20 protein-coding genes and 1 other RNA gene are annotated in these 20422 nt (G+C 34.5%); 9 read left to right on the top strand and 12 right to left on the bottom strand.

All coding sequences use genetic code 11. The annotated features are described in order from the left end of the window. Nucleotides 1-14: 14 nt before the first annotated feature. The 10 genes from JJL45_RS12765 to ffs all read right to left on the bottom strand — a co-directional run bounded on the left by JJL45_RS12765 (nt 15) and on the right by ffs (nt 6283). Nucleotides 15-431, bottom strand: coding sequence for a hypothetical protein (locus JJL45_RS12765; RefSeq protein ID WP_068602245.1), 417 nt, complete (start codon nt 429-431; stop codon nt 15-17). A 91-nt stretch (nt 432-522) separates the two neighbouring features. Continuing rightward, complete coding sequence (locus JJL45_RS12770) at nt 523-867, bottom strand: hypothetical protein (protein ID WP_202664154.1); 345 nt, start codon at nt 865-867, stop codon at nt 523-525. Between the two features lie 171 nt (nt 868-1038). Next, on the bottom strand, nt 1039-1449 hold the full coding sequence (locus JJL45_RS12775) for a hypothetical protein (protein WP_202664155.1): 411 nt from the start codon (nt 1447-1449) through the stop codon (nt 1039-1041). 44 nt (nt 1450-1493) lie between these two features. After that, a complete protein-coding gene (locus JJL45_RS12780) occupies nt 1494-1901 on the bottom strand; it encodes a hypothetical protein (protein WP_068602239.1) in 408 nt (135 codons plus the stop codon). Continuing rightward, nucleotides 1902-2972 carry a hypothetical protein gene (locus tag JJL45_RS12785; protein WP_068602237.1) on the bottom strand — a complete coding sequence of 357 codons (1071 nt, stop codon included), beginning with the start codon at nt 2970-2972 and terminating at the stop codon, nt 1902-1904. It abuts the gene before it with no gap. Nucleotides 2973-3022: 50 nt separating this feature from the next. Then, nucleotides 3023-3415, bottom strand: a complete 393-nt coding sequence (tssD, locus tag JJL45_RS12790; RefSeq protein ID WP_068602235.1) for a type VI secretion system tube protein TssD — start codon at nt 3413-3415, stop codon at nt 3023-3025. Nucleotides 3416-3444: 29 nt separating this feature from the next. Continuing rightward, nucleotides 3445-4311 (bottom strand): TssN family type VI secretion system protein, encoded by an 867-nt coding sequence (locus tag JJL45_RS12795; protein ID WP_202664156.1) that lies wholly within the window; start codon nt 4309-4311, stop codon nt 3445-3447. Between the two features lie 11 nt (nt 4312-4322). After that, complete coding sequence (locus JJL45_RS12800) at nt 4323-5237, bottom strand: hypothetical protein (protein ID WP_068602233.1); 915 nt, start codon at nt 5235-5237, stop codon at nt 4323-4325. Nucleotides 5238-5264: 27 nt separating this feature from the next. Next, nucleotides 5265-5861 carry a C40 family peptidase gene (locus JJL45_RS12805; protein ID WP_068602232.1) on the bottom strand — a complete coding sequence of 199 codons (597 nt, stop codon included), beginning with the start codon at nt 5859-5861 and terminating at the stop codon, nt 5265-5267. Between the two features lie 323 nt (nt 5862-6184). After that, an RNA gene (ffs, locus tag JJL45_RS12810) (signal recognition particle sRNA small type) lies at nt 6185-6283 on the bottom strand. Nucleotides 6284-6371: 88 nt separating this feature from the next. Between ffs and JJL45_RS12815 the strand changes: the two genes are divergently transcribed. The 3 genes from JJL45_RS12815 to JJL45_RS12825 all read left to right on the top strand — a co-directional run bounded on the left by JJL45_RS12815 (nt 6372) and on the right by JJL45_RS12825 (nt 9834). Continuing rightward, nucleotides 6372-7406: a glutaminyl-peptide cyclotransferase gene (locus JJL45_RS12815; protein WP_068602230.1), complete on the top strand. Its 1035-nt coding sequence runs from the start codon at nt 6372-6374 to the stop codon at nt 7404-7406. A gap of 102 nt (nt 7407-7508) precedes the next feature. Beyond that, nucleotides 7509-8813, top strand: coding sequence for a cytochrome ubiquinol oxidase subunit I (locus JJL45_RS12820; RefSeq protein ID WP_068602229.1), 1305 nt, complete (start codon nt 7509-7511; stop codon nt 8811-8813). A 1-nt stretch (nt 8814) separates the two neighbouring features. Beyond that, a complete protein-coding gene (locus tag JJL45_RS12825) occupies nt 8815-9834 on the top strand; it encodes a cytochrome d ubiquinol oxidase subunit II (protein ID WP_068602226.1) in 1020 nt (339 codons plus the stop codon). 254 nt (nt 9835-10088) lie between these two features. On the opposite strand, the gene JJL45_RS12830 is transcribed toward JJL45_RS12825, so the two are convergent. Together JJL45_RS12830 and katG are read right to left on the bottom strand one after the other, a co-directional pair. Further along, nucleotides 10089-10559 (bottom strand): ankyrin repeat domain-containing protein, encoded by a 471-nt coding sequence (locus JJL45_RS12830; protein ID WP_068602224.1) that lies wholly within the window; start codon nt 10557-10559, stop codon nt 10089-10091. 76 nt (nt 10560-10635) lie between these two features. After that, nucleotides 10636-12843 carry a catalase/peroxidase HPI gene (gene katG, locus JJL45_RS12835; RefSeq protein WP_068602223.1) on the bottom strand — a complete coding sequence of 736 codons (2208 nt, stop codon included), beginning with the start codon at nt 12841-12843 and terminating at the stop codon, nt 10636-10638. Nucleotides 12844-13041: 198 nt separating this feature from the next. On the opposite strand from katG, the gene tpx reads away from it, so the two are divergent. From tpx to ribB, 6 genes are all read left to right on the top strand, one after another. Then, on the top strand, nt 13042-13539 hold the full coding sequence (tpx, locus tag JJL45_RS12840) for a thiol peroxidase (RefSeq protein ID WP_068602221.1): 498 nt from the start codon (nt 13042-13044) through the stop codon (nt 13537-13539). Between the two features lies 1 nt (nt 13540). After that, nucleotides 13541-13909, top strand: a complete 369-nt coding sequence (locus JJL45_RS12845; protein ID WP_068602218.1) for a diacylglycerol kinase — start codon at nt 13541-13543, stop codon at nt 13907-13909. Between the two features lie 110 nt (nt 13910-14019). Beyond that, entirely contained in the window at nt 14020-16437 is a 2418-nt protein-coding gene (locus JJL45_RS12850) for a DNA translocase FtsK (RefSeq protein WP_068602217.1), read from the top strand. A gap of 11 nt (nt 16438-16448) precedes the next feature. Continuing rightward, nucleotides 16449-17084, top strand: a complete 636-nt coding sequence (locus JJL45_RS12855; protein WP_068602215.1) for a LolA family protein — start codon at nt 16449-16451, stop codon at nt 17082-17084. An 8-nt stretch (nt 17085-17092) separates the two neighbouring features. Then, entirely contained in the window at nt 17093-19114 is a 2022-nt protein-coding gene (locus tag JJL45_RS12860) for an LptF/LptG family permease (protein WP_082935856.1), read from the top strand. 55 nt (nt 19115-19169) lie between these two features. Beyond that, nucleotides 19170-20336, top strand: a complete 1167-nt coding sequence (ribB, locus tag JJL45_RS12865) for a 3,4-dihydroxy-2-butanone-4-phosphate synthase (protein ID WP_242521390.1) — start codon at nt 19170-19172, stop codon at nt 20334-20336. Nucleotides 20337-20422 lie beyond the last annotated feature (86 nt).

A 20422-nucleotide genomic window follows, 5' to 3' on the forward strand; every position in this document is an offset into this window, starting at 1 on the left:
TTATCTAACGATTATTATTCTATCAAATACCCTTCCATAAACTTTGCTCCAAGACATAAAAATACCCCAAACCCAATCCAAAAAAACAGAAAAGCAAGGGTGTTTTTATTCCAACGTTCATTTTTTGAAAGTGACTTATATTCCTTCTCTATTTGCCATTGATGAATGGCTTTTTTTATTTTTTTTTCTAAAAAAAACTGAAATGGCAACATTATTATTCCTAACCCAATGAAGGTCGGCAAGAAAGATGTAAACTTAAAATCTAAAGAACCTAATATCCAACAATATATGCCAGCCATTATAAAACTAAAAGGTGTTGTAAAAATATGAAGCGTTGCTGGAATAATTCTTTCAGGATTTTTTTTGTTAACCCAACGTTTAGCAAAACTATAGTTCGCTAACAATAAGTTTTTAAATAAAATTTCAAACATTTAATCTTTATAGATATTTGATGTTGTTTTAAATTTTGGAGCTACGTAAGTATGATCTTTTTTTCTTTTTTTTTGCATTCTAACGTTATGCCTATTCAATTAAATATCCCCCAACATATGTGACGCCTAAAAAGAAAAACAAGAAAAAAGCTACCCCAAAAAATAAGAAAGCAAAAATGTTTTTATTCAAACGGTCATTTTTAGAGAGGGTATTAAATTCCTTTTCAATTCCCCATTTAAAAATTACTTTTTTAGCCCTTTTCTCTATATAAAATTGTAATGGTAACATGACTCCCCCTAACCCTATTAAAATAGGTAAATATGTCTCAAACCTATAACTAATTGTACCTATAATTACAAAATATAATCCCGCTCCAATAAAAGCGAACGGTGTTGCAAAAAAGTGTAACGTAGAAGGAATAATTCGTTCAGGCATTTTTTTATTTACGAGCCATTTTGCTACACAATAATCTGCAAGCAACAAACGTCTAAAAAAAAAATTTATACATTAATATTTAAATTTATAACAACGTAAATATTAAATAGCTTAACTATTTAATTTTCTCTAGTAGGAATATTAAGTTTAACCGATTACCCACAAATAAATCTACTTCGAACTTAAAGCAATATTTGCTAGCCAAAATTGAAAAATAAACGCACCCCAAAAAAAGATAAAAGCAGTTACTATTTTATTTATGCGTTCATTTTTAGTCAAAAATTTATAATCCTTTTCAATTCCCCATTCATGAATACCGTTTTTAGCAATTTTTCCAGAAAAATAATAAACAGGACTAATAAATAATAATACACCTACAACACACACTATAGGACTTTTAATAGTATTCAATATACGCTCTAATATATACATACAAAATATTCCTGTAGCTATAAAGGTAAAAGGAAAAGAGAAAGTCAATATAGTTGATGGCACCAAATTTTGAGGCGTCTTTTTATTCACAAGCCATTTTGAGATACAGTAAAACGCCAGCAATAATGGTTTAAATATAGTTTTGGTCATAATTAAAACCTCAATTATAAAGTCATTGAGTTATCTAACGATTATTATTCTATCAAATACCCTCCCATAAACTTTGCTCCAAGACATATAAACACACCAAATCCAATCCAAAAAAACAGAAAAGCAAGTGTGTTTTTATTCCAACGTTCATTTTTTGAAAGTGTTTTATATTCCTTCTCTATTTGCCATTGATGAATTGCTTTTTTTACTGGTTTTTGTAATCCAAACCCAAAAACCAAGGCTATTAGAACTAAAACAAGCTCAGGATATTTAATTTTATATACAATACTACCTAATATAACACATGCTAAACCTGAGGTAATAAAAGTAAAAGGTGATATAAAAATATGTATAGTTGCTGGAATAATTCTTTCAGGCATTTTCTTGTTTACCCAACGTTTAGCAAAACTGTAGTTCGCTAATAATAAGTTTTTAAATAAAATTTTAAACATTTAATCTTTATAGTTATTTGATGGTACTGTAAATTTAGGAGCAACGTAAGTATGGTCTTTTTTAACTTCATTAAACAAAGGAGTTCTTCGTGTTCCAAAATTATGTATCGGCTTTTTATCCCAAAAAGCAGAATTTCTACCAAATTGCTCGTCTATGCCCTCACTTATATCAAAAGTATAATCTAAAAGTCCGTAAATAGCGATGCCAATAACTACAGCCGGTGCTCCAAAAGAGGCTGCAGCTACTCCTACAACTAAAAAAGCTCCATCTACAACAGTATGTGCGTCCCAAGTATCAGTTTTATATTCATAACCTATAGTTCCTATGGTCAAGGCATTCCCTAAAGGTCCTAAAAACTTACCTTTTTTAGCAATCCTCTCTGCTCCATGAAATATTTTACCTGCTTTTGCCGGTTTTCCCACTTTTTTGGTAACCTTTGATATTTTATAAGCGTAACTACGTTTAAATTCTTTTGGAATTCTGTTATAAAGTTCGGTAAGATTGTGTAACCCGCCTGTATGCTTTTTTGTAGCACCATAAGCTTGAGAAGCTAAAAGCATCCAATCGTGTTCTTCCTTACTAATATAATCATCTTCCAGCTGTATAGAGATATCATGCCCATATAATACTTTATTCTGTTCTTGATACGATTTTAAACGCTCTGTAGAAGTAAATGTTGCATAGTTACTTCCGTGACTAATAGTAACCGAAAATGCGCGTTGTCTACTCAAAGAAGTCGTTTTAAAATCGACACAAGCATCATTAGGAACTAGCACCCATTTATCACCAACAAAAACCTCCTTGTGTGATAATAGAGTACTTGAATATCTAATATATTTCGTAAAATCAGGTGGTTCTGGAGTTTTCTTTTGATCCTTTAATTGCTCTTTTGCTATTTCACTTAAAAGAAAATTAATTTCATGATTTCTAGAATTCAAAAGAAACTCAAGGTGCTTACCCATGCCTGTACAACTAAAACCGCTCTGATTATCACTTAAACTAAGTTCTAAAGCATAATCAGCTTGACTTTGTACTAAGTCTTTTAGTTTTTGTAGGTTTCCGTTTTCCATAAAGCAAAATATAAATCAATCAAGCTACAATATCATAATACATTATTGTCTTATTTTATAGGCCAATTATTGGAAAAAGTAGTTCCTTTTATAGTAATTTCATGAGCCGAAATCATCAATAGGGTTTGCATAGGCTCAGTATCATGCGCATTGAAATGTTCATGATAACGCAAACAATAAGCGTTTTTAAACTCTATTTTTTTTAGGCTTGCCATATTTTCTCGTTTGTAAAAAGTAATGGTACCGTTTTTTACCATTCCTGGCGAAATGGCCCAATCCATAAAATCGGTTTTAGAGGTCGATTCTACAAGTAATTGTATTTGTCCGCCACGCGGATTTTCAGCTGGACGACCATTATAATCGGCTTGCTGAGAAAATTCGAATGCACAATCTAGCACATTCATTTCATCGCCTTCAATGCTCAATTTAGATAAAAATGACATAATTATTGGTATTAAATTATTGTTTGAGTTTAAGCTTCAACACGTTGAACTACGATGCTATTTTCCTCCCGAATCCCATTCCATTCAATGGTCTTATTAGCATCAATATGTCGCAAAGCACGCCACCATCGTGGCTTAAAATAAAAGATCCAAGCCGAAGCCTCACCTTCACCATCTTCAATTTCAATTTTACGTTCGGGGTGCAAAGCGTTATAATCGTCTACAAAAAAATAAAACAACTTACCAAACTCCATCTGCTCTGGTGCTTTTACTTTAAAACGACTTAATTCTTTATCTCCGCTTTTCTTTTTAAATTCTAAGGATATCACCAGAGGGTTACTCAGCTCTGACGAAGTAGGCTCTTTAATTTCTTGACGTATTGGGAAAAACCATTTTTTATAAACCTGAACCGGAATAGCCATCGCATATTCGAACGTTTTTAGAACCAAAAACGGCGTGATAAAAACAAGTCCGGCTGTCATGTAAATGCTAACAAATTCTGGTCTAAATCGACTAACAACCTGAATAAAAACAAATAGAGCTACACCTAGGAAAACGAGAGTCAACATAAACTCATTTAAAAACTCTAGCTTTTGTCCAATCACGGATTTAAAGGTATTACGCATTGTAAACACATGAATGATTCCCAAAATAAAAAAGATAAGCTCAATAGCCACAAAAGCCTGGGTAGGCGAATTATTTAAAACTTTATCGTATGCTAAAAATCCTGTAAGTGCAAAAAGAAGTGCCAAAACTACCACATAAATTAATGCTTTGAGTTTGTTCTTAGAAAAAATAGTTCTCACTTCTTTAACCAAGACAATAAGTACAGAACTTATTAAAAGCAATATTAAACTAATCTTAAAAACATCACTGTGAGCGAAACTTGTCATCATAATTATCATTTTTAAACTCTGGTAGCCATTCCCAAATAAGCATCATATGCGCTTCCTAGAATAAATTCATCGGCTTCTTTAACCTGAATTTCAGTTTTGATATGGTACTCAAAAGGGATAAAAAACTTGTAAAACACCTGCAGAAAACGCGTAAAACCTTGACTTCCTACAATTGGAGCTAGATCACTATTAGATTGAGGCTGTACCTTAATGTGTAAAGTTGGTTGTTGGATGGTTAAAGAATCTTGTTGTAAGACAAAATTAACGCCCAATTTGTTTTCTGAAGGTTGATCAATACGCAACTCAAGGGATTCAAAGCCTTTTTTATAATTAATATCAACACCTAAAATTTTCTTTAAGCTAAGAAAAGTGAGCTCTAAATTTCCTGAAATCTGATGGGCGTACGGCAATAATCGTAGTAATTTAACCGCTAAATCTTTGGGTATTGATGGATCAATTTTCCAAAAATTCAACAAAAATGGATCCTTTAAATTACTAAAATCACGAATGGTTTTGTCTTGTTTTTGTTCTGCTTCAATACGACACCTAAAAAAAGCATCTTCCAATGGCGCAAACAAAGAACGAGCTTGACGCTCTTCTTCTTTTTGACGCTTATTTAGCTCCTTATAGGACGCTGTTTTGTGCTTTGATTCCACACTGTGAAACACGCCTTCAGGCAGTAAATCATAAATCCCATGTCGAGACAAATCCAGCTTCAATAATTCTTGATCTCCTCCATGACTGTCGATTGATACGTTTATGATGTCATTTCGGTAAGACCGATTAAAATCACTCTGGTTTGAAACCGAAATGTGGTCTGATGTGACGGCAGTTTTAGCTTCAATTTCAGCAACCAACACTTCCGCTTTTACATTGTAGTGAATATCTTTGAGTTCGTTATGTATGGCTTGTAGGTCCTTTTTCATGACATGACATTTCGTTAACGCGCTCAGCTATTGTAAATCATTTCGTTTACCCCCGGCTACATAACGTTTCTCCCAAAACGGCTCCGTAATGTCACAAATTTTAACACCTGCAATACCACTTTTACCCTTATAGGATGTCGCGTTAACAAACTTATTATTCATCAAATAGACACCCACGTGACTTATCGTTTGTTCGCCTTCCCTATTGAAAAACAACAAATCGCCTTCTTCTAAAAACTCTTTACCTCTAAATTTACTAATGTATTCAGATTCAAATTGCTTATGTGCCGTGCGCTCGATATACTTTTCAAAAACAACCATATACAAAAGCTGTGAGAATGACGAGCAATCAATGCCATCTTTGGTTTCGCCTCCAAGAAGATATTTGGTACCCTTCCACTCATCAATAAATTGGTATAATTTTACATTTTGCAATGAATCAGGAACTGTATTGAGAATTTTGGCATATTCAATTTGAACAGGCAAGAAGGTCTTTTCTGGAATAATAGGTTTGTAAGTCACCACAATATCATCATTATTCTTAGTGGTTTTGGAACTCTTACAGCTTAACGGAAGGTATAAAAACAAAATACCAACAATTAATTTAGCAAATACTCTTATCATCTATATTATTGTAAACATCATGTAATTAAACTTATCAAAATCAAGAAGCACTAAATTTTATAATTTATTTCTTATTATTTCATTAAGTTTTTTCTTACTAATTTTGCCAAATCTACAATATTTTAATAAATCAACCTTAATTTTTTGTAGTAATTTTTCTATGAAAATTTAGAACTAATAAGAGAACAGATTTGCTATAAGGACTTTAGAATATATATTAAGATGTTTTTGTATACCGCAGTATGTAAACCCAAAAAGATGCCCTGTAGAAATAAAAAAATCTTGAAACTATAGCCGTTCAAGATTTGAGTATTGGGTACAAAAAAAGGCAAGCTACCTACATCACACCGCTACGACCATTTACCTTTGCTTCGTTCCCGACCTGGAGGATTCAACAGGAGCTGGTTGTGTAGGACTTGCCGGGTGCAAATATACAACCTTTTAAAAATATCACAATGATTTTTTAAACTGATTTTAAATAAATATCTTGCCTTAAATTACATAATTAAGATGACAAGACTTAAGCAATTCACAATCACAATTTTAACAGCCACTTTAATCGCTTGTGGATCTAATGGAAATCATAAAAAAAGTGATTTTTCAATCATAACTAATGCTTTGAAAGGGAATATCTCGAATCAAAAAACGCTAAAATTAGATTTAGAAAACAAAAAAGGTCACACTATAGACTCGGTTTCTTATAAACTAGATGGAATTTCTGTTCCTGAAAGCTTTAGCTTAGAAAATAAAAAACTAGGTAAACACACTATTGAAGCCACTGTATATTTCAATGGGGAAAAACAAACAACAACTTCGGTAGTTACTATTTTAAATCATGAGTTACCTAAGGTTTACACCTATAAAATAATTAATGAGTATCCTCATGATATCACCTCTTACACCCAAGGTTTAGAGTTCTATAATGATACGCTATACGAAAGCACCGGTCAATATGAAGAATCGAAACTTAGAAAAGTGGATTATAAAACTGGTGAAGTTATAAAAAACACCGATTTAGATCCCGCCTATTTTGGTGAAGGTCTTACCATTTTAAATGACAAAATTTATCAACTTACTTGGCAAAAAGGTACTGGTTTCGTTTATGATGTGAATAGTTTTGAAAAATTAAGCACTTTTAAATACGGAAACAGTAAAGAAGGATGGGGTTTATGCCATGTTGACCAAACCATTTATAAAAGTGATGGTACTGAAAATATTTGGATTTTAGATCCTGAAACTCTAGTGGAAGAAGATCACATACAAGTATACACCAACAAAGGGAAAATAATAGGTATCAATGAAATGGAATGGATTGAAGGGAACATTTACGCAAATAGATACCAAAAAGATGGCGTGGCTATTATAAACCCTAAAAATGGTGCTGTTATTGCGGTGGTAGATTTCACACCTCTTAAAAACTTAGTGACTCAACATGAAGGTTTAGATGTGTTAAACGGTATAGCTTATAACCCAAAAAGCAAAACCATTTTTGTTACAGGAAAACGTTGGGACAAACTCTTTGAAATTGAAATTGTGAATGAATAATATTCCGCTTAGGGTGTTTTTTCGTCATTTTACTACAAAATAATTAGGGTTTACAGAACGATATCTTTTATATTTGTTTCAATACATTAAACCCTCTTTTTTATGGATAATTTAGATGCCGCAAGACTGCAAATGGCATTTACCCTTATTTTTCACATTGTATTTGCTTGTGTTGGTATGGTTATGCCTTTTTTTATGATTGTAGCCCATAAAAAATGGTTAAACACTAAAGATGTTATCTACTTAAAACTTACCAAGTCTTGGCAAAAAGGTGTTGCTATTTTCTTTGTGGTTGGTGCTGTTTCTGGCACTGCCCTATCCTTTGAACTGGGTTTACTCTGGCCGGAATTCATGAAACATGCCGGCCCTATAATCGGGATGCCTTTTTCATTAGAAGGTGCTGCTTTTTTTGTTGAAGCGATCGCCTTAGGGTTTTATTTATATGGATGGGATAAAATTCCTGAAAAATTTCATTGGTTTACAGGAGTTATCGTTGGTGTATCGGGTGTTGCTTCAGGGATTCTCGTTGTTTCGGCTAATGGGTGGATGAATGCCCCTTCAGGCTTTGATTATATTAACGGCGAATTTGTCAATATCGATCCTATTAAAGCCTTACTCAACCCTGCTTGGTTTACTCAAGCTTTACACATGACTTTAGCCGCATTCACCGCTACAGGTTTTGCTGTTGCAGGCATTCATGCTTACCAAATCTACAAACATCGTCATGTGGAGTTACATAAAAAAGCATTCAAAATTGCCATTACCTTTGGTGCCGTAGCCGCAATTTTACAACCTATTAGTGGCGATTTATCTGCCAAAGACATTGCGAAACGCCAACCAGTAAAATTGGCTGCCATGGAAGCGCATTATGAAACTCAAAAGGGAGCCCCCCTTTATATTGGTGGTATTGTAAATGAAGAAACTAGAGAAGTTACACATAAAATAGAAATCCCGAAAGCCTTATCTTTTTTAGCTTTTGGCGATTTTGATGCCGAAGTTAAAGGTTTAAACGATTTTCCTAAAGATGTGCAACCCAACGTACCTATTGTGCATTATGCATTTCAAACCATGGTCGGTTTAGGAACTATACTTTTAATTTTCGGACTCGTTTTTTTTGTGAGTCTTGCGAAAAAATCATGGTGGACAAAACGAAAATTCTGGTTAATCTTTGCGCTTCTAGCCCCTTTAGGCTTCATAGCTTTAGAGGCCGGTTGGATTGTAACTGAAGTCGGTAGACAACCTTGGATTATTCATAACATCATGAAAACTAAAGATGCCGTAACACATATGCCTGGTATGATATATAGCTTTTACATGTATATGGGACTTTATGCCATATTAACTCTTGCGGTAACTTGGCTTATGATGCGTCAAATAAAATCACTTAACCACCCAAACTTGAATTAAAATGTTAAACGTTGTTCTGTTTTTCTTAATGGTGTCGTTATTGCTCTATGTGATATTAGCTGGAGCTGATTTTGGTGCTGGTATTGTTGAATTATTTTCCACCAAAAAAAATCAGCAACTCACTAAAAAAACCATATATCGCGTGATGGGTCCTGTTTGGGAAGCCAATCATATTTGGATTATTATTTTAGTGGTTATCCTTTGGGTAGGATTCCCTGAATTTTACAATGTTTTGGTGGTGTATTTACATATTCCTCTCACTTTAGTATTACTGGGCATTACCATGAGAGGCGTCGCTTTTGTCTTTAGACATTATGATGCTTTTAAAGACAAATCTCAAATTTTATACGATTGGATGTTTCGCTTTTCTAGTTTGGTAACCCCGATTTTCCTGGGAATGACCGCTGGTTCTATGTTATCAGGGCAACTTGTAATCACCGATGATTATGCCAACTACAGCTTTATAGATCTTTTTGTACAACCTTGGTTTAACGGCTTCTCCATTCTAGTTGGTGTGTTTTTCGCATCGCTTTGTGCCTTTTTAGCCTCCATTTTACTCATTGGAGAATCGCATGCAAACGACCGAAAGATCTACGTTTCTAAATCTGAAAAAGCCACCGCTGCCGTTGTTGGTATCGGTTTTATTATCATCTGTTATGGCTTTTATCACAACATCACTTTTGTAACCGATTTTATTAAAAACCCAGTAACCGTAGGATTAGTTATTCTGTCCTTTATCTTAATTTTTCCGTTGATAATAAGCATTAAAAAAGCTAAAAAAGTTACCACAAGAATGTTAGCAGGCATACAAGTTACTTTAATTTTAGTCGCTGCGTTTGTAACACATTTCCCTGTACTCATTATAGCCTATAACAAAAACATTAACCTATTAGAAACAGCTTCTCCTGATAAAGTAATTAACGTTCTTGGTATCTCCTTAATAATTGGTGGTCTCGTTATTCTTCCTGGATTATTTCACTTAATGAAGTCTTTTAAAATGATTAAGGTTTTAGACGATTAATAGAAGGCTTAATTGATTATTAACTTACCAATAATTGTTGAATGTCTCAATAGAATTCTACTTCACTTAAAGCCTCGAAATGTCACTCTGAATCTGTTGAAGGATTAGAAATGGTAGAAGTTAAATATTAGATATGGGAAGTGAAAAGTATAAAGTTTAAGGTTTAAGGTTTAAGGTTTAAGGTTTAAAAGTTACGTCTAACGATTAACATTATCCAGACACGAGTTACACACATTTAGCATAAAGCTTACAGCCTATTGCAAATAGCTAACTACCTCCTCAAACCCTTTCGACTCTGCATGCTGAAGCGCGGTTTTTCCTTCGTTATCTTGAAGTGCTTTATCGGCACCTTTACCTAAAAGAAACTTCACCATATTTGATTTATCATACATCGAAGCAAAAATTAAAGCTGTAACACCATGATTATTTTTTGCATTAATATCTGCGCCATGAGTAAGCAAATATTCGGCTACCTCTTGGTTGTCTTTAAAAGCTACGCCTATTAAAGCGGTATTTCCCATGGCATCGCGCGCATCAATTGGCGCATTTTTATCAATTAAAACTTTAGCCAAATCATTCTTATCAAAATAGGACGCTAAAATTAAAGGTGTAAACCCGCGAGCGTCGGTAGCATGAATTAATTCAGGTTGATCGTTTATTAAAGATTTCACCGCTTCAAGGTCCCCTGATTGTATTTTACTAAAAAAAGTTTCTACGTTTTCCATTACTTTATATTTTAAAATAGAATTGGGATAAGCATAACGTACGCCTATCCCAATATTAATAAACTATTTATTTCAATTATTTTAAATCAAAACGATCTAAATCCATCACCTTAGCCCAAGCCGCAACAAAATCGTTTACAAACTTTTCATGCGCATCATCGGCTCCATAAACTTCAGCAATAGCTCTTAACTCAGAGTTTGAACCAAAAATTAAATCGGCACGAGTTCCTGAAAAAGTTTCAGTTCCAGATTTTCTTTCAGAACCAACAAAAAAGGCATCATCATCAGAAGACGCTTTCCAGGTATATCTAAAATCTAAAATATTGGCAAAGAAATCATTCGTTAAATGCCCCACTTTATCAGTAAAAACACCATGCTTTGAACCATCATAATTGGCACCTAAAACACGTAAACCACCTACTAAAACGGTCATTTCTGGAACGGTAAGTGTTAGTAAATTCGCTTTGTCAACTAATAAATCTTCCGAAGAAACTGATAATCCTGGTTTTAAATAATTTCTAAACCCATCAGCTTGAGGCTCTAAATAATTAAATGACTCGACATCGGTTTGTTCTTGCGAAGCATCACCTCGACCGCCAGAAAACGGCACATTAACAATGTATCCTGCATTTTTAGCAGCCTCTTCAACGCCAAGTGCACCTCCTAAAACGATTAAATCGGCAATAGAAATTTCACCACTATAATTATTCTGAATATCCTCATAAACCGCTAAAACTTTAGCCAATGCTGGTGGGTTATTTACTTCCCAATCTTTTTGAGGCGCCAGTCTAATACGTCCGCCATTAGCACCACCACGCATATCCGAACCTCTATAGGTTGATGCTGAAGCCCAAGCAGTCGTTACCAATTGAGAAATACTTAATCCTGAATTCGAAATTAAATTTTTCAACGTAGCCACATCATCATCACTTAAGGTATAATCTACTGTAGGAATTGGATCTTGCCATAACAATTCCTCTTGAGGTACCTCTGGTCCTAAATAACGAGAAACAGGTCCCATATCACGGTGTGTTAACTTATACCAAGCTCTGGCAAAAGCATCTTCAAAAGCTTTGTGATCTTTATGAAAACGTTTAGAAATTTCTAAATAAGTAGGATCTAGTTTAAGTGCCATATCTGCAGTACTCATCATCAAACCTTGAGTTTTTGACGAATCTCCCGCACGAGGTGCCATTCTAGCTTTTGAAGCCTCTGTTGGTTTCCATTGGTGCGCGCCAGCAGGACTTTTTGTTAACTCCCATTCATAATTTAATAAAACATCAAAATAATCATGATCCCATTGTGTTGGATTCGGCGTCCATGCCCCTTCAAGTCCACTAGTAATAGTATCATCTAAAACCCCTGTTCCGAAGCTATTTTTCCAACCCGTACTCATTTCTTCAATGGTTGCTCCAGCTGGTTCTGCACTTAAATACTCATCAGGATTAGCGGCACCATGGGCTTTACCAAAAGTATGACCTCCTGCTATTAAAGCTACAGTTTCTTCATCATTCATAGCCATCCTTCCAAAGGTTTCTTTAATATCTATGGCTGAGCCATGCGGATCTGGCTTACCATTAGGTCCTTCTGGGTTTACATAAATTAATCCCATATGCGAAGCCCCTAATTGTCCTTCTAATTCATCATCTTTATAACGTTCTTGGTTGCCTAACCATTCGCGTTCTGATCCCCAATAAATATCTTGTTCTGGTTCCCATATATCTTCACGTCCGCCGGCAAAACCATAGGTTTTAAAGCCCATAGATTCTAAAGCACAGTTTCCTGCTAAAATTAATAAATCGGCCCAAGAGATGTGTTTTCCATATTTCTTTTTAACTGGCCATAATAATAAGCGAGCTTTATCTAGGTTTCCATTATCTGGCCAACTGTTTAAAGGTGCAAAACGCTGATTCCCGGTTGAAGCACCTCCTCGTCCATCCCCTACACGGTATGTTCCTGCACTGTGCCATGCCATCCTAATCATAAACGGCCCATAATGACCGTAATCGGCTGGCCACCAATCTTGAGAATCGGTCATCAATTGCATCACTTCATGCTTCAAATTTTTAAAGTCTATACTATTAAAAGCTTCAGCGTAGTTAAAATCTTCACCCATAGGGTTTGATTTTACAGTGTTTTGACGTAGAATATTTAACTTCAACTCATTAGGCCACCAATCACGATTTCGTGTACCGCTACCCGATGATACTTTCTGTTCGCCTCCAAAAAAAGGACACTTACTTTCACTACTCTTTGATGAATTTGAATTTTGATAACTTTCCATTGGTAATATGATTTAAATAGTTCCGAATAATTACAAATTTACTAAATATAGCTCCTAAAATGATGTCAAGCAAATGTTAATAATCTATAAAAGAATAAGTAAAATCGATAGAAAAGAAATTCTTAATAGAAAAATCAAATTCTTATATTCAATCACATTTATTTATCCTAATTTTATAAAAATTTAAAAACCAAAACAATGGCTAAAGTAACATTAAAAGGAAACGACATACATACCTCAGGAAGCCTACCAGAAGTAGGATCTAAAGCTCCTGATTTCACATTAACAGGAACCGATTTATCATCAAAAAGTTTAAGCGATTTTGCTGGAAGTAAAGTAGTTTTAAACATTTTCCCTAGCGTTGATACAGGAACTTGCGCACAATCGGTAAGAACTTTTAACAAAGAAGCTAGTAATTTAGAAAACACTAAAGTACTTTGTATTTCACGTGATTTACCTTTTGCTCAAGGACGCTTCTGTGGTGCTGAAGGTTTAGACAATGTAGTTAGCTTATCTGACTTTAAAGATGGAAGTTTCGGAAAATCATATGGATTAAACTTTGTTGATGGACCATTAGAGACTTTACATTCACGTTGCGTTATTGTATTAGATGAAAATGGTACCGTAAAACACACCGAGCAAGTAAGTGAAACCGTTGATGAGCCAAATTATAAAGCTGCTTTAGAAGCGCTTTAAAATGCCGAAAAAAGAATCACTTTTAAAAAACCGATTAAAAAGTGTTGGTTACGCCTTTAAGGGCGCAGTTTTATTATTAAAAACAGAAGCGAGTATAAAAATTCAATTCGTTATCGCCTTAATCGTAACCCTATTCGGATTTATTTTTAATATTTCGGGATACGAATGGATGGCTCAAACCTTTTCTATTGGACTCGTTATGAGTATGGAAGGTATGAACACCTCGATTGAAGAAATAGCAAATTTTATTCACCCCGAACAACACTCTAAAATTGGTTTGATTAAAGATATAGCTGCAGGGGCTGTTTTTATAGCCTCTGTTTTTGCTTGTATCGTAGGGTTAATCATCTATCTTCCTAAGATTTTTTAAATACTTTTACCTCTAGGATAAACGTTAGTAATTTGTATTTTTGTTGCTTTGTGAAAACATGAAAGAGCAGCATGTATTTTAGTATGACATTTTGAACCAACAACGCATTAATGGCTAAAAGCAAACCCAAAACTAAAAAAGCACCTAGAAAGAAATTTAAAATGCCTAATTTTAAGTTATCTAGCCAGCAAAAACTGGTATTAGGTAGCTTTCTTGTTATTAGTGGCCTACTCATCTGTATCGCTTTTGTTTCACATTTATTTACTGGTAAAATTGACCAAAGTGCCTTATCGGAATTTACTTCTCGGGAAGTTAAAACTGAAAACTGGCTTAGTAAATTTGGCGCCTGGTTAAGTGATTTATTCATTCAACGTGGTTTTGGTATTTCTTCATTTATATTCTCTGGCTTAGTTTTTCTTTCTGGCGTATTTGTTTTAATGAATTTAAGCCTAAGCAAACTTCGAAAACACTGGTTTTGGGGCATGTTTATTATCATTTGGATATCCATTTTATTTGGGTTTTTCGGTGATAGAAATGATGTTTTAGGAGGCACTATAGGATTTGAAGTCAACAGCTATTTACAAGATTACATTGGTAAAACAGGTACCGTTCTTTTACTTGTTTTCGGGCTCATCACCTACTTAGCCATCCGATTTAAAGTCACGTTTGAAAGCATTATTAATGTGTTCAAATCGGCTAAAAAAGACATCAAAGACGAGCTTTCTAATAACGCAGAAGACCAAATTGTTCCTTTAGATAATAATTTAACTGAAGAAGCCGAAGCTATTAAAGAGGCTTATAAAATATCGTTAGACCAAACTGAAAGCAAAGAAGAAGTTGAGGAAGAAGAAAAAGTAGCTGTTACCACATTAACACCTGAAGTACCTTCAACATCATTTGAAGTTAAAGTCACTGAGGAAGAGTCTGAAGAGGACGATCCTTCCCTAGAAATTAAAGTGGAAGAAGTTAAAGAAGAGCTTTCTGAAACTGATAATTTAGCCAATAAACTGGTTGAAGATTTTGGACAATTTGATCCTACTTTAGAGCTTGGAAAGTTCCAATTCCCAACCCTCGATTTATTAAAAAAATACGATACCGAAGGGATTAAAATTAATCAAGAAGAACTCGAAGAAAATAAAAATAGAATTGTAGATACCTTAAGCAATTATAAAATTGGAATTGCAAGCATCAAAGCGACGATTGGTCCTACGGTAACCCTCTATGAAATTGTTCCAGAAGCCGGCATTCGTATTTCTAAAATTAAAAATTTAGAGGACGATATTGCACTCTCTCTTTCGGCCTTAGGGATTCGTATTATTGCGCCAATTCCAGGAAAAGGAACTATTGGTATTGAAGTACCTAACAAAGATTCTACTATTGTATCGATGCGTTCGGTAATCGCTTCTAAAAAGTTTCAAACCACCGATATGCAACTGCCTATCGCCTTAGGTAAAACCATTAGTAACGAAACTTTTGTAGTTGATTTAGCTAAAATGCCTCACATGCTTATGGCCGGTGCAACAGGTCAGGGTAAATCAGTAGGATTAAACGCTGTTTTAACTTCTTTACTTTACAAAAAACACCCTGCTGAAGTTAAGTTTGTATTGGTCGATCCTAAAAAGGTTGAGCTTACTTTGTTCAATAAAATTGAACGTCATTATTTAGCAAAGCTACCAGACAGTGAAGAAGCCATTATCACCGATAACAACAAGGTTATCAATACCCTAAATTCACTTTGTATTGAAATGGATAACCGTTATGAACTGCTTAAAAACGCCATGTGTCGTAATATTGCAGAGTATAACGAAAAGTTCAAATCTCGAAAATTAAATCCGAATGACGGACACCAATTCTTACCATACATTGTCTTGGTGGTTGATGAGTTTGCCGATTTAATTATGACCGCAGGGAAAGAAGTTGAAACTCCTATTGCACGATTAGCCCAATTAGCACGTGCCATTGGTATTCACTTAATTATCGCCACACAGCGTCCTTCTGTAAATGTTATTACCGGTATTATTAAAGCAAACTTCCCTGCGCGTATTGCGTTTAGAGTAACTTCTAAAATTGATTCGCGAACCATTTTAGACGGTTCTGGAGCCGATCAACTTATTGGTCGTGGAGATATGCTTTATACCCAAGGAAACGATTTAATTCGTGTACAATGTGCCTTTGTAGATACACCTGAAGTAGAACGCATCACCGAATTCATAGGTTCACAAAAAGCTTATCCCGATGCTTACCTCCTACCCGAATATGTGGGTGAAGAAGGTGGCACAAGTCTTGATATAGATATCTCCGACCGAGATAAACTGTTTAAAGATGCCGCTGTCGTTATTGTAACGGCACAACAAGGTTCGGCATCATTATTACAACGAAAATTAAAATTAGGATATAACCGAGCAGGAAGAATCATCGATCAACTTGAAGCCGCTGGTATTGTTGGACCTTTTGAAGGCAGTAAAGCCAGACAAGTTTTAATCACCGATTTAATCGCTCTTGATGCACACTTAGAAAACGAAATTTAATTTCTTAAATCATGAAAAAATTTATTGCAATACTTATAATCGCCGTCTCTTTTAACGCTTTCGGACAGAACGATGCTAAAACCTTATTAAATCAGGTTTCCAAAAAAATAAAAAGCTACGATAATATTTCTTTAGACTTCAAATACAGTCTTGAAAACCCATCAGAAAATATAAAACAAGAAACTAAAGGTGATGTTATTTTACAAGGCGAGAAATACCGTTTAAACATTTTAGGGGTAACGCAGCTTTTCGATGGTGAAAAACTTTATAGCATCAGTACTGAAGACGAAGAAGTAACCATATCTTCTCACATCGATCAGGATAAAGATGTTATCACACCAAGTAAAATGCTTTCATTCTACGAAAGTGGTTACACCTACAAAATGGACATCAAACAAGATATAAAAGGTCGAAAAATTCAGTATGTGAAATTAACACCTATTGATTCTAATTCTGAAATTAAAAACATCCTTTTAGGTATTGATGCACAAACAAAACACATTTACAACCTTATTCAAATTGGTAATAATGGTACACAAACAAAACTTACTGTAAATTCTTTCCAAACGAATGAGCAATTACCAAACCATGTGTTTACTTTTGATGCCACGAAATACAAAGATTATTACATCAATAATCTAGACTAAATGAACTTGTGAAAATACTAGATCGCTACATACTTACGTCTTATTTAAAAACTTTCATCAGTGTATTTCTAATACTCATGATGATTTTTGTTTTACAAACCATCTGGCTATATATTAAAGAGTTAGCTGGAAAGGATTTAGACATCATCGTCATTGTAAAATTTCTGTTTTACTTTATGCCGAAACTAATTCCTTTGGTGCTGCCTTTAACCATCCTACTAGCTTCCATTATGGTTTTTGGTAGTTTTGCTGAAAATTATGAGTTTGCAGCCATGAAATCCACAGGGATTTCACTCCAACGTGCCATGTCTGGTTTAAGTATTTTTATTGTAGGTTTAGGTATCGTAACCTTCTTCTTCTCAAACAATGTGATTCCTTGGGCTGAGTACAATTCTTATAATTTAAGACGAAATATAGCCAAGTTAAAGCCTGCCATGTTATTGGCTGAAGGTCAATTTAATGAGATGGGTGATTACACCATAAAATTTGATAAAAAACACGGTGATCGCGATCAGTTTCTAGACAATGTCACCATTCATATTAAAGGAAGCAACGGAAGAACCAATGCCACCGTTATTAAAGCCAAATTAGGAGAATTGACTAGTAAAGAAGACTCCAATGTGCTAACGCTTATTTTAACAGATGGCCATTATTATAATGATGTGGCTACAAAAACTCATAAGTCTCGTGAGAAAAAACCTTTTGTAAAAAGTAATTTCGATAAAAAACTGATGAATATCGATTTGTCGGAATTAAATAAGGTTGATTTTGACGATAAATCCCAAACCGATAAATACAACATGCTTGATGTTCCTGGTTTGAATAAAGCCATCGACTCATTAGTACAAAAAAGTGAATCGGACTATGAAGGATTTACCAAAAACCTCTATCAGCGTACAGGTTTTATACGATACCTCGCTCCTTCTAAAACCATTGATAAGGATTCACTTTATACTGGTGAAATTCTAGACATTTTTGATACGAAAACCCAATTGCAATTGGTAGATATCGCTAATAAATCACTTATTAGCTCCCAACAAATATTAACTACAAAAGAAAAAAGTCTGAGAAACTCACAGACATGGCTTAACAAACATATTATTTCGTTACATGAAAAATTCGCCTTGGGTTTTGCGTGTATCATTCTGTTTTTCGTAGGTGCGCCATTAGGAGCTTTAATTAGAAAAGGAGGTATAGGCTTACCCATGGTCATTGCTATTTTACTATTTTTAACGTATCACTTCATTGGGATTTTCTCAACAAACAGTGCTAAGAGTGGTGGTTTTAATCCTATTTTGGCCAGTTGGTTTTCAACGCTTATTATGCTCCCATTAGGTATCTTTTTAACCAGACGTGCCACTGCCGATCGTGGTCTTTTTGAAAGTCAGGGTATTCTAGAACCGCTTAAAAAATTATTCAGACTTAAAATTAAGCCTCAGGAAAAGGACTTGTCAACTTTCAGTACTGAAACCGATGAGTACACAACTTTAACCACTTATGATAATGCTAAACTTATTGATATCATAAAAAATTACAAACACTACAATTATGATATTAAATATAAAAACTCGGCATTAGAGATATTAAATGAAAGAGGCGTTACCAAACAACAATTAAAGTTTACTGGTGAATATTCTGATGAGCGTTTTGATGAAACCATCCGACTTAAAAACGCATGTGATGAAGATGCTAATCTTGCGCTTATCCTCTATCTGTTTTTTGCCCCATTAGTATTGGTAGGTAAAATTTTAGAAAACAATCATTATGAATCCATTGGAAAAGGCTTATTTATTGCAGGTGTGGTCATTGGAGTGGTTTACCTCATTGCGCTTTCACGTTCGTTTATTAGTTTTTCAAACTTCAAAAAGCATGTAAAAAAGGAAGTTTTCGCCAATTCGATTCTATACATTTTAGTTGGATTACCACTGTTCTTTATTGTGTATATCGTGCAAAAGCGTATGCTTAACAAAGATGTGAAAGAAGATGAAATCCATGATCCGTTAATCCAAGTTTCCAAAAATCAGAATTAAAATAGAGCTGTAATCAAATTGTTTGATTTCTATAAAATAGCAATATCTTTGCAGCATGATATTAGAAGAACCTATGACACAAGATACCACACAAAAAATCAAGCTTGATACCATCCATTCTGCTATTGAAGATATTAGACATGGTAAAGTTATCATTGTTGTGGATGATGAGAACCGAGAAAATGAAGGTGATTTTCTAGCTGCCGCAGAAAAAATAACGCCTGAGATTATAAATTTTATGGCCACTCAAGGTCGCGGACTCATTTGTGCACCGCTAACCGAAAATAGATGTAAGGATTTAGACTTACACATGATGGTTAGAAACAACACCGACCACATGGAAACGGCTTTTACCGTGTCGGTTGATTTAAAAGGTAAAGGTGTAACTACAGGGATTTCTGCAGCCGATAGAGCTTTAACTGTTAAAGCCCTTGTTGACGAAGACACAAAACCGCACGATTTAGCAAGACCAGGTCATATTTTCCCATTAGTAGCCAAAGAAGGTGGCGTTTTAAGACGTACAGGACATACCGAAGCTGCTATTGATTTTGCACGATTAGCAGGCCTAAAACCCGCTGGTGTGATTGTTGAAATCATGAATGAAGATGGCACCATGGCAAGACTTCCTCAACTTATGGAAGTAGCTAAAAAACATGATATCAAAATCGTATCTATTGAAGATTTGGTTGCTTACCGTATGCAACACGATTCTTTAATTGAGAAAAAAGAAGATTTCCAAATAGAAACTCGTTTTGGTAGTTTTAGGTTAAGAGCCTACGAACAAACCACAAACAAGCAAATTCATCTAGCTTTAACTAAAGGCGTTTGGAAAGCCGATGAAGCTGTTTTAACTAGAATCAATTCTACATTAGTTAATAACGATATTTTAGGTACGCTAACCAATAAAGCCGACGATGATTTAAACGCCATGTTTAAAGTGGTTAATGATGAAGGTAAAGGCGCTATCATTTTTATTAATCAAGAAGCACAATCTATGAATATTCTTAAGCGATTGGCTTACTTGAAAAACCACCAAGTGGAAAATGAAGTAAGTAAAGCTCCAAAAATTAATATGGATAATAGAGATTTTGGAATTGGTGCTCAAATATTACACGACTTAAACATTCATAAACTGCGTATTATTTCTAACACACAACAACAAAGTAAGCGTGTAGGTTTAATAGGCTATGGTTTAGAAATTACCGATTATGTAGGCTACTAACCTTATAAAGTATACTACAAAGAGGTTGTTTGAAAAGTCAATAACATTTGATTTGTCAGGTTGCATCTGTCGAAATCCCTAGTGAT

The organism is Tamlana sp. s12 (genome assembly GCF_016767215.1).
GTDB classification, from domain to species: domain Bacteria; phylum Bacteroidota; class Bacteroidia; order Flavobacteriales; family Flavobacteriaceae; genus Pseudotamlana; species Pseudotamlana agarivorans.

Coding starts and splice junctions, on each gene's coding strand:
- JJL45_RS12765 (WP_068602245.1), bottom strand. CDS start 431: ATGTTTGAAATTTTATTTAAAAACTTATTGTTAGCGAACTATAGTTTT.
- JJL45_RS12770 (WP_202664154.1), bottom strand. CDS start 867: ATGCCTGAACGAATTATTCCTTCTACGTTACACTTTTTTGCAACACCG.
- JJL45_RS12775 (WP_202664155.1), bottom strand. CDS start 1,449: ATGACCAAAACTATATTTAAACCATTATTGCTGGCGTTTTACTGTATC.
- JJL45_RS12780 (WP_068602239.1), bottom strand. CDS start 1,901: ATGTTTAAAATTTTATTTAAAAACTTATTATTAGCGAACTACAGTTTT.
- JJL45_RS12785 (WP_068602237.1), bottom strand. CDS start 2,972: ATGGAAAACGGAAACCTACAAAAACTAAAAGACTTAGTACAAAGTCAA.
- tssD (WP_068602235.1), bottom strand. CDS start 3,415: ATGTCATTTTTATCTAAATTGAGCATTGAAGGCGATGAAATGAATGTG.
- JJL45_RS12795 (WP_202664156.1), bottom strand. CDS start 4,311: ATGATGACAAGTTTCGCTCACAGTGATGTTTTTAAGATTAGTTTAATA.
- JJL45_RS12800 (WP_068602233.1), bottom strand. CDS start 5,237: ATGAAAAAGGACCTACAAGCCATACATAACGAACTCAAAGATATTCAC.
- JJL45_RS12805 (WP_068602232.1), bottom strand. CDS start 5,861: ATGATAAGAGTATTTGCTAAATTAATTGTTGGTATTTTGTTTTTATAC.
- JJL45_RS12815 (WP_068602230.1), top strand. CDS start 6,372: ATGACAAGACTTAAGCAATTCACAATCACAATTTTAACAGCCACTTTA.
- JJL45_RS12820 (WP_068602229.1), top strand. CDS start 7,509: ATGGATAATTTAGATGCCGCAAGACTGCAAATGGCATTTACCCTTATT.
- JJL45_RS12825 (WP_068602226.1), top strand. CDS start 8,815: ATGTTAAACGTTGTTCTGTTTTTCTTAATGGTGTCGTTATTGCTCTAT.
- JJL45_RS12830 (WP_068602224.1), bottom strand. CDS start 10,559: ATGGAAAACGTAGAAACTTTTTTTAGTAAAATACAATCAGGGGACCTT.
- katG (WP_068602223.1), bottom strand. CDS start 12,843: ATGGAAAGTTATCAAAATTCAAATTCATCAAAGAGTAGTGAAAGTAAG.
- tpx (WP_068602221.1), top strand. CDS start 13,042: ATGGCTAAAGTAACATTAAAAGGAAACGACATACATACCTCAGGAAGC.
- JJL45_RS12845 (WP_068602218.1), top strand. CDS start 13,541: ATGCCGAAAAAAGAATCACTTTTAAAAAACCGATTAAAAAGTGTTGGT.
- JJL45_RS12850 (WP_068602217.1), top strand. CDS start 14,020: ATGGCTAAAAGCAAACCCAAAACTAAAAAAGCACCTAGAAAGAAATTT.
- JJL45_RS12855 (WP_068602215.1), top strand. CDS start 16,449: ATGAAAAAATTTATTGCAATACTTATAATCGCCGTCTCTTTTAACGCT.
- ribB (WP_242521390.1), top strand. CDS start 19,170: ATGATATTAGAAGAACCTATGACACAAGATACCACACAAAAAATCAAG.